This is a genomic window from Bradyrhizobium sp. (genome assembly GCF_049512235.1).
GTDB lineage: Bacteria > Pseudomonadota > Alphaproteobacteria > Rhizobiales > Xanthobacteraceae > Bradyrhizobium.
This window is the reverse complement of the sequence record NZ_JBEKXH010000325.1, coordinates 1-7,378: the sequence shown is the minus strand read 5'-3', so window position 1 is coordinate 7,378 and position 7,378 is coordinate 1. Positions and strand designations below refer to the sequence as shown.

Genomic DNA, 7,378 nt, shown 5'->3' with positions numbered 1-7,378 from the left:
CAGGGCTGTGACTGGCGTTGAGAACACGAGCGATCAGGTTTCTTAATTCCCGGCTCGTCAACGCTCAGATTTTCATCGAGATCGGGACCCCGATTGTGCCCCACACCAGCCGGTCGAGAAGCCAACGTCGCTTCCAAGATAGCAACACGCGCCGTCAATGTGTCGAAGCTTGATTGCTTGGCATTCAGGTTGATAGGCTCTCCATTCAGAGCAAAGGATTGGCTTCCACGACTGCCCAAAACTACTGTTCCAGACCAACGTGCCTTTGGTGATCACGCCCTTGTGCAGCAAGTCTTGGATTACCGTGGCGGTGACTGGTCCTGCGTGACCGCTGTGGGTCGCGTAGTACCAATGATCGTCTAGGTTCACGGATGACGTGCTCATGGGCAAAGATTACACCTGTGAATGTCCACAGCGGAAGCCAGAATTTGACGCTGTGCGGCGGCTTTCTCGTGCGGGCCGCACGTTCAAAAGCATTCACCGCGGACAATCGCGACGTTCAAGTTAGGCCCGTCGTCATTGAGCCGCCGACCCGGAATTGCTCGCGGGCACGGCCAAGAAGACTATTTTACGAGGTGCCGACGATAATGGAGGAAAGCTTGACAGCCGAATTGTTACGCAATACGTAACGCAGCATGATCCTGAGTTTCAGCGACCCGGAGACTGAACGCGTCTTTCGTACGGGCAAGGCGAGCCGCAGGTGCCCTTGGCAACATGTCCTGAAAGTCGCGAAGCGCAAGCTGGACGGTCTTAACGCCGCCGAGCATATCGAGGACCTTCTGGCGCCGCCGGGCAACCGTCTGGAACCGCTGAAAGGCGATCTTGCCGACCGCTGGAGCATACGGATAAACGATCAATTTCGCATCGTGTTTCGATGGGACAAAGGATCGCCCAACCCGTCCGAAGTCGAGATCAGAGATTACCACTAGGAGACGGCCATGCCACGCTCTGCCACCCGCATCACGACACACCCCGGCGAATTCCTGCTGGAGGAATTCTTAAAGCCGTTTGCCGTGAGCGCGACGGCCTTCGCGAAGATGATTGGCGTCCCGCCCAACCGGGTGACCGAGATCATCCGCGGCCGTCGCGACGTTACTGCCGACACGGCCATCCGGTTTGGCAAGGCTTTGCGCACGACGCCGGAATTCTGGCTCAACCTGCAGCGGGCACACGATTTGTCGAAGGCGACTGCGGAGCACGACTATCGACACGTGCGGGTCTTGACGCCCGCACGCGCGGCATAGGAGACGCTCAAATGCGGTTTGCTCTTGCCACCCGCCTTCGTCATCCTGTGCGCAGCCTCGTGCTTGGTCTCGCTCATTGTTCAGAAAAAGCTGCAACCGCCTTGAAGCTCTTAAGGGCGATTTGGCGGGTAAGCACTCCATCCGCGTCAACGATCAATGGCGGATCGTGTTCAGATGGACCGATGCGGGTCCCGAGGACGTGGAGATAATCGACTATCATTGGTGAGACGGCCGAATGTGGCCACCGAACGAACAGGAATTCGCATATGGCAAAGAAACTTCCGCCGATTCATCCCGGCGAAATCCTGCGGGAAGAATTTCTCGTTCCGCTTAAGAAGAATTTCTCGTTCCGCTTAGGCTGACACCCTACCCGGTCGCGGCCGCGCTGGAGTGCCACGGACCCGGATCGAACGCATCGCGCGCGAAGAAAAGCCGGTTACGGCCGATACCGCGCCGCGGCTCGGCAAGTTCTTCAAGACCGGCGCTGCGTTCTGGATGAACATTCAGGCGCGCTTCGATCTCGAAACGGCCGAAGACGTGCTCGCGCCCCAGATCAGGAAGATCGCGCCTTACGAGGCGGCGTGAGGGCGGTGCAGCGAACTGGTGCCGCAAACAGGATTCGAACCTGTGACCCCGTCATTACGAATGACGTGCTCTACCAGCTGAGCTATTGCGGCGGACCATGCGGTTTCGCGTTTGCCGACGGGGCTGAAAACGCGCAGCTCCTGATATCCGGCACCGTTCCGCTTGGCAAGATCAACGCGCCCCCCGTGGTGGACGATATCAGTTCCCCCAGCGCGTGAGAAAGCCGCGCCAGCCACTGGCCTGGCCGTTGGTCGGGTGGATCGGTTCGGCAAATTCATCGCCCGCCGCTTCGTCATCGATACCGGGATCGTCGGGGGCGCGGACGATCGGGATGACCGGCGGAATAGCCGGGGGCGCGGCCTTGGTTGTGTCCTTGGTTGTGTCCGTGTGGATATCGCCGCGGCGGCGGAAGAACAGGGGCGTCGCGGCCACGGCTGGCGCTTCGGCTGATGGCGGGAGTGGCGTGGCGGGCGCCGGCTCGTGCGCGGCGGCTTCGGCGGGAGCGTTGTCCTGTTCCGCCGGGAGCGCTGCCGCTGCCGGGGGCGCCGCCGCCGGGGGCGCTACCGGTGCCGGGGGCGCTACCGGTGCCGGCGGAGCTATCGCTGCCGGAGGCGCTGGCGCTGCCGGAGGCGCTACCGCTGCCGGGGGCGTTGGCGCCGCCGGGGGCGCCACCATGGCCGCGGCTGCTGCCTCCGCGGCGGGCGTCACCTCCGCCGGCGGCTGGCGCGGCGGCTCGACCCGGCGCGGCGCGATCGCTTCGTCGAAGGCTTCGCGGAATTCCCTGGCCTCGATCGCCGTACGCTGGTCCGACGGCAGCGAGGCCAGCGGGGTCTGCCACTGGAAGGCATCGAGCCGGCCCGACACCGGCGACACCGGCCGCCAGCGGTCCGAGACATAGCCGTCGGCGGTCCAGACCGGATCGTGCCGGGCGCGCACCGCGCGCAGCGTCCAGGCCCGGGCCCGGCCGGAGTCGCCATGTTCCGTACGCTCGATTTCGGCCATCAGCATCGCCACCCGCTGCGTCGGCGCGTCGGTGAACGGCACGAGCGCCGCGCGCGCGCGGGCAAATTCCGTGGCGTCGATGGCGGCGCGCGCAATCGCCAGCGCGCTTTCGAGATGACCGGGCGCCTTGGCCGCCAGCGTCTCGACTCGCACCAGACGCTGCCGCGCCGAATCCCCCAGTCTGACATGGGCATAGGCATCCGCCAGATCGGGATGCGGCTGCGCCAGCCAGGCCGCCTCCACGATCCGCATCGACCGCCGGGTTTGATGGGCCTCGCTCTCGAATTTGCTCGCCAGCACCGCGGCCGGCACCAGCGTCGGCGCCAGTTTCACAGCCTCCATCACGCTTTCGCGCGACAGATCGCGGTCGACTTTTTCCAGTTCCAGCGCCCGCGCCGTCAGCAGCACGCCGCGCTGGCGCTTCCAGGCGGCCTTGTCGATCAGGCCGGCATCGAGATTGGTGTCGAGGATGGCGAGCGCACCGCTCCAGTCGCTGCTCGCGCAGCGAAAGCCCAGCACCGCCTGCGAGGCCCAGGTCGAACCCGGCGAATGCTTCAGCGCCTCTTCCGCGATCCTCACCGCGGCGAGCGGATCGTCGGCACGCTGGGCTTCGATGAACAAGCCGCGGAGGCCCAACAGCCTGGTGTCCGCCCGCTCCGCCATGGCGCGGAACGCGGTCCTGGCGCCCGCGCGGTCGCCGTCAAGCTGCGCCGATTGCGCATGCAGCAACAGCGCCAGCGGATCGCCCGCGGCATGTTTGCGCGCGATATCGGCGTGCGCCCGCGCCGCCGCGGCATCGCCGTGGCCGATCGCGAGCAGCCCCTGGGTGATGGCGTGGCGGCCGCGGGCGTGGCGGCGCTCGCGGCGACGGTGCCGGATCCGGCCCGGCATGTGCCAGAACGCGCGCAGCGCCGACCACGCCAGCATCGCCGCAACCACGGTCAGGCCGAGCGCCAGCGCAAACACCGGCAGCGTCATGGTGGCACGAAAGCCGCCCCATGACAGCACGACATCGCCGGGCTGATCGGCCACCCAGGCCGCAGCCGCGGCCGAAAGCGCAATCAACAGCAGAAACAGAATGATCCGATACATTCAAAGTCCTATTGCCAAAGTCCTGTTGCCAAAGTCCCTGTTGCCGGGTGCTTGATCATGATTCGCCTAAGATCGAATCGGATCATGATCTGATCTCGTTGACGGAGCATGATTGTTTTCGAAAAAAATCCGTCTCCACTTTTTCCACTTCTAGAGAACTGATTCGGTCCTCTTCCTCCCCTCCCTCCACGCGCAACGCGCGTGGCGGGGAGGGGTCGGGGGTGGGGGGGTGGCGCGGCGTTCACCGAAGCAGCGGTTCCTGCTGATGGACCCCCCACCCCCGACCCCTCCCCACCGCTTCGCGGGGGGAGGGGAGAAGGAAGCAGATCGATTCAATAGTTTTGACGTCTGGCCTTAGCGGAGGCCAGCGTGAACGGGCAGAAGCCCGACGCGGTCAACCTCTCCTTCAGGATTGCAACGATCAAAAGCATCAAGCCCAGGGATACCGTCGAGGCCATGGAGCCGCGTGAAGTGTCCGCACCATCTACGGTAGGCCGCCGCCCGCGGCCAAATCCTTCTGCATCGCTGTCAGGAATCTGAACGCAAGGAGAGGAAGGCCATGATAGACTTCGCGGCCTTGTTTCGGCGAATTGCCGAGCCACGAACCAGTACTTTGGCCGCTCCCGTTCCTTGACGGCAAAATCGACGTCAGTGCGTTGGAAAAAAATGCCGGCGGCGATGCTCTCGACGCAGCTATTGAGCGCGGCACAAGAAGCCGCCGGTGAAATCCACAAGCCTGATGGGGTATCAAGCTTTGCATCGAGAGCCGGCATCCGAATCCGCGTGACGACCGCGCGCATTAGGCGTATGTCAGCTTAGTGGCAAAACCTTCCCGGGATCTGGATGGTTTACTTTGGCAGAAACGCTTGTTCTGTCTGCGATTGCTGCGGTCGTTGTGTTTTTTAGCGTATTTGAAAAAGTGACGTGCCGAGCCAAGCTCCTCGGATCAAGCCATGGGAAAAATGATGTCAGACGATAAGAAGACCAAAGACCGCGCGCCAAAAAAGGAGAGCAAAGTTGCCGCAGCCGCGCCCACGGCTGACGCCGCTGCAAAGTCCGAAAGCAAGCCAGACGCCGCTGCAAAGACCGAAAGCACGCCGGACGCCGCACCAAAGAGCCAAGGCATGGGCGAGGGACAGAAGCCGGTCTCCCAAGCTTATAAGGATAACTGGAACGCGATTTTCGCGAAGAAAAAGAAAAGCCGGTAGCTCGCTGCGCGCGTTGGGCCGTGCAATCTTCACTGCATCTTCTCTCATGACGGCCGTTCTGCCGCGGCGGCGCCGGCTTGACGCGTTCTGTGGCGATGCCGAGTCGGGCCCACCAGACCGCCCTTCTGCGGGAAAGCGAAGCAACTTTTTCGGAACTGCACGCGCCGTGGCTCATTGATTTGTGGTCACGCAATGACGCGTGACGCCACGGCCCCACCGATACCCCCTCACACCCCGGGGGCGGTGGGGCGTGCTTGTCCCAAATCTGTAGGAGCAATCGATGAAGAGCCTTCTCGCAGGAGTCGCCATGGCGGCGCTCGTGTCACCGTTAGCGTTTGCACAATCAGCATCTCCCAATCAGGCGACCCAGCCTGGCGCTGGGATGAGCGCCAGTCCCGCTCAAAATCCGCTCGCCGCCCAGAAGATCAAGCAGGATTTGCAAGATGCCGGGTTCACTGACGTCAAGGTCGTCGCCGAGTCATTTGTGGTGCAAGCGAAGTCAAAGAACGGCGATCCCGTTCTCATGACGATTGGTCCTCACGGGATGTCGGTATTTGAGGCGATGAATAGCAACGGTGCGGCATCAAGTTCCGGCACTACCACGGGATCGAGCTCCGGTGCCCCGGCCGGCTCATCATCCCCCGCACAAAAATAGTCCAGGGATGGCAACATCCTGATTGATGCCAATCAAAGGGCCGCGGAGAATTAAAGCTCCGTGGCTTTTTCAGACACGGGCCACGAAAGAAGTTGAAAGGTGGTGCATCCCGGCCTTGGTCGTCCCTCCAGCGTCGCATTGCAAATGTGCTTTACGTTATCCATATTCGTACAGAGCCGAATGGGCGCACCGGCTGGCACCGTGCGCCGATTTGTGAACCGCGGCGGGTAGCCGCCGCGTCACTGTCGCGTTAAAATGGTGCCAGCAACAAGGTGAGGCAGCTTATAATGTGAGAACCCCCTCCACTTTTTTCGACTGCGGGTCCACGATGACGACCTTGTGGCCCACTCTGAAATAATCGTTTCCTTGCCACGTCGGCTGAATATTGACGACCGTCGGAGGAAGCGGGACGAGATGGATCGAACCGGGCACGACCGAGCCGGGCGCCAGGCTAAAGCTCGCATGCCTGACTTTTTGAGCCGAATGATCGTTGCCAAAAATCTCCTTGAGCCGGGCATGATCGTCCGGCGTCGTATCGAACGTCAGATTATTCTGGCTTGGCGCCGTCGTCACTTGGGGTGCTTTGGTCTGCTGGGCAAATGCGTCCGGGGCGGCGAACATGAGCGACGCTGCGGCCGCGATACCCAATAGGTTCTTGTAGTCTCTCATTTCAAGTTCTCCTGATTGCGCCCCATTCCGGCAATCACCTACCCCGCGCTTCGTTCCAATTGCATCGACTAAAGTCTAGGCGACCGAAGCGCGTCGCACCTTTTCAAGGCGGTCGTGGTGATCTCGTCGGTGTGGCTCGCCGCGGCTGCATCCTGCTCCCGCGACCACATCACGAAAGCTGGTCGTTGAGGTTCCCCCGCTCCACCCCCGTCATTGCGAGGAGCCCTTGCGACGAAGCAATCCAGGCTTGTGCTGGGCGAGAGATGTATTGCTTCGCTGCGCTCGCAATGACGGGGATCGGGCGTGATGCAAATCGCGACAAGCGTCACAGCGGCTGGTCGTAGAGGTCCTTCCATTCGGGATTTAGCGCCTCGATCAACGCCAGCTTTTTCGTACGGCTGCCGGCCTTGATCTGCTTTTCGCGCGTGATCGACTCGATCATGCTTTCGTGCACGATTGGGCCTGCCTTCCACCATCCGATCTCGGTTGCTATATTGCCGGCACGACGATCAACTCCGATGGAGACCGAGCATCAACCGCATGGCGCGCCACCACACCCATTCATCCGATAACAACGATCATAGGGATCTGGATGCCCCGGCAAACTAGCAATGGCGGTCGAGACACCAGGCGGCCCTCCGGCCCGGCCGCTTTCACCTCTTCGGCGATCGCCGGCAAATCCCTCAAGGAGCGCCTCGGGGCGCTAGAGAACCTGCGCCCCTTCTTGCAGATGGTCTGGGGCACCAGCCGCGGATTGACCGGGGCGTCGCTGGCATTGCGAGTTGCTGTCCCAGTCAGCTCGCTATTCCGAACTCTTTGAACTGCAGGCCGCCGGATATCGCTAGTACAGTGTTTCCGAAGTTCTGATCATATCGACGCTTGCGATGCTGCGCCCCCTCTCCCGCTCTTCGCGGGGGAGGGTC

Annotated in this window: 9 protein-coding genes, 1 tRNA gene and 3 pseudogenes; 6 read left to right on the top strand and 7 right to left on the bottom strand. The window is 62.2% G+C overall.

Annotated elements, in window-relative coordinates; translation table 11 throughout:
- The coding region (locus ABSG20_RS24950) for a hypothetical protein (RefSeq protein ID WP_423867163.1) at positions 1 to 239 on the bottom strand (239 nt) is incomplete at its 3' end.
- Between the two features lie 37 nt (positions 240 to 276).
- Positions 277 to 384, bottom strand: a pseudogene (locus tag ABSG20_RS24945) (hypothetical protein); the annotation flags it as partial.
- Between the two features lie 251 nt (positions 385 to 635).
- Here ABSG20_RS24945 and ABSG20_RS24940 point away from each other — a divergent pair.
- From ABSG20_RS24940 to ABSG20_RS24925, 4 genes and pseudogenes are all read left to right on the top strand, one after another.
- A complete protein-coding gene (locus ABSG20_RS24940) occupies positions 636 to 929 on the top strand; it encodes a type II toxin-antitoxin system RelE/ParE family toxin (protein WP_423867161.1) in 294 nt (97 codons plus the stop codon).
- Positions 930 to 938: 9 nt separating this feature from the next.
- Positions 939 to 1,244, top strand: a complete 306-nt coding sequence (locus ABSG20_RS24935; RefSeq protein ID WP_423867160.1) for a HigA family addiction module antitoxin — start codon at positions 939 to 941, stop codon at positions 1,242 to 1,244.
- A gap of 94 nt (positions 1,245 to 1,338) precedes the next feature.
- Positions 1,339 to 1,470: pseudogene (locus ABSG20_RS24930) on the top strand (type II toxin-antitoxin system RelE/ParE family toxin); the annotation flags it as partial.
- A 164-nt stretch (positions 1,471 to 1,634) separates the two neighbouring features.
- The gene (locus ABSG20_RS24925) at positions 1,635 to 1,829 is read left to right on the top strand and encodes a HigA family addiction module antitoxin (RefSeq protein ID WP_423867159.1); all 195 of its coding nucleotides are present in this window, start codon (positions 1,635 to 1,637) and stop codon (positions 1,827 to 1,829) included.
- 16 nt (positions 1,830 to 1,845) lie between these two features.
- Here the strand turns inward: ABSG20_RS24925 and ABSG20_RS24920 are convergent.
- The 3 genes from ABSG20_RS24920 to ABSG20_RS24910 form a co-directional block, all read right to left on the bottom strand.
- Positions 1,846 to 1,921: transfer RNA gene (locus ABSG20_RS24920), tRNA-Thr, on the bottom strand.
- A 106-nt stretch (positions 1,922 to 2,027) separates the two neighbouring features.
- Positions 2,028 to 3,923 carry a heme biosynthesis protein HemY gene (locus tag ABSG20_RS24915; protein ID WP_423867158.1) on the bottom strand — a complete coding sequence of 632 codons (1,896 nt, stop codon included), beginning with the start codon at positions 3,921 to 3,923 and terminating at the stop codon, positions 2,028 to 2,030.
- A 332-nt stretch (positions 3,924 to 4,255) separates the two neighbouring features.
- Positions 4,256 to 4,696 carry a hypothetical protein gene (locus ABSG20_RS24910; protein ID WP_423867157.1) on the bottom strand — a complete coding sequence of 147 codons (441 nt, stop codon included), beginning with the start codon at positions 4,694 to 4,696 and terminating at the stop codon, positions 4,256 to 4,258.
- A 180-nt stretch (positions 4,697 to 4,876) separates the two neighbouring features.
- On the opposite strand from ABSG20_RS24910, the gene ABSG20_RS24905 reads away from it, so the two are divergent.
- Both ABSG20_RS24905 and ABSG20_RS24900 read left to right on the top strand, forming a co-directional pair.
- On the top strand, positions 4,877 to 5,131 hold the full coding sequence (locus ABSG20_RS24905; protein ID WP_423867162.1) for a hypothetical protein: 255 nt from the start codon (positions 4,877 to 4,879) through the stop codon (positions 5,129 to 5,131).
- A gap of 280 nt (positions 5,132 to 5,411) precedes the next feature.
- Positions 5,412 to 5,786 (top strand): hypothetical protein, encoded by a 375-nt coding sequence (locus ABSG20_RS24900; RefSeq protein WP_423867156.1) that lies wholly within the window; start codon positions 5,412 to 5,414, stop codon positions 5,784 to 5,786.
- A 282-nt stretch (positions 5,787 to 6,068) separates the two neighbouring features.
- Here the strand turns inward: ABSG20_RS24900 and ABSG20_RS24895 are convergent, their stop codons facing one another.
- On the bottom strand, positions 6,069 to 6,455 hold the full coding sequence (locus ABSG20_RS24895) for a DUF1236 domain-containing protein (protein WP_423867155.1): 387 nt from the start codon (positions 6,453 to 6,455) through the stop codon (positions 6,069 to 6,071).
- Positions 6,456 to 6,780: 325 nt separating this feature from the next.
- A pseudogene (locus tag ABSG20_RS24890) lies at positions 6,781 to 6,897 on the bottom strand (GIY-YIG nuclease family protein); the annotation flags it as partial.
- Positions 6,898 to 7,378 lie beyond the last annotated feature (481 nt).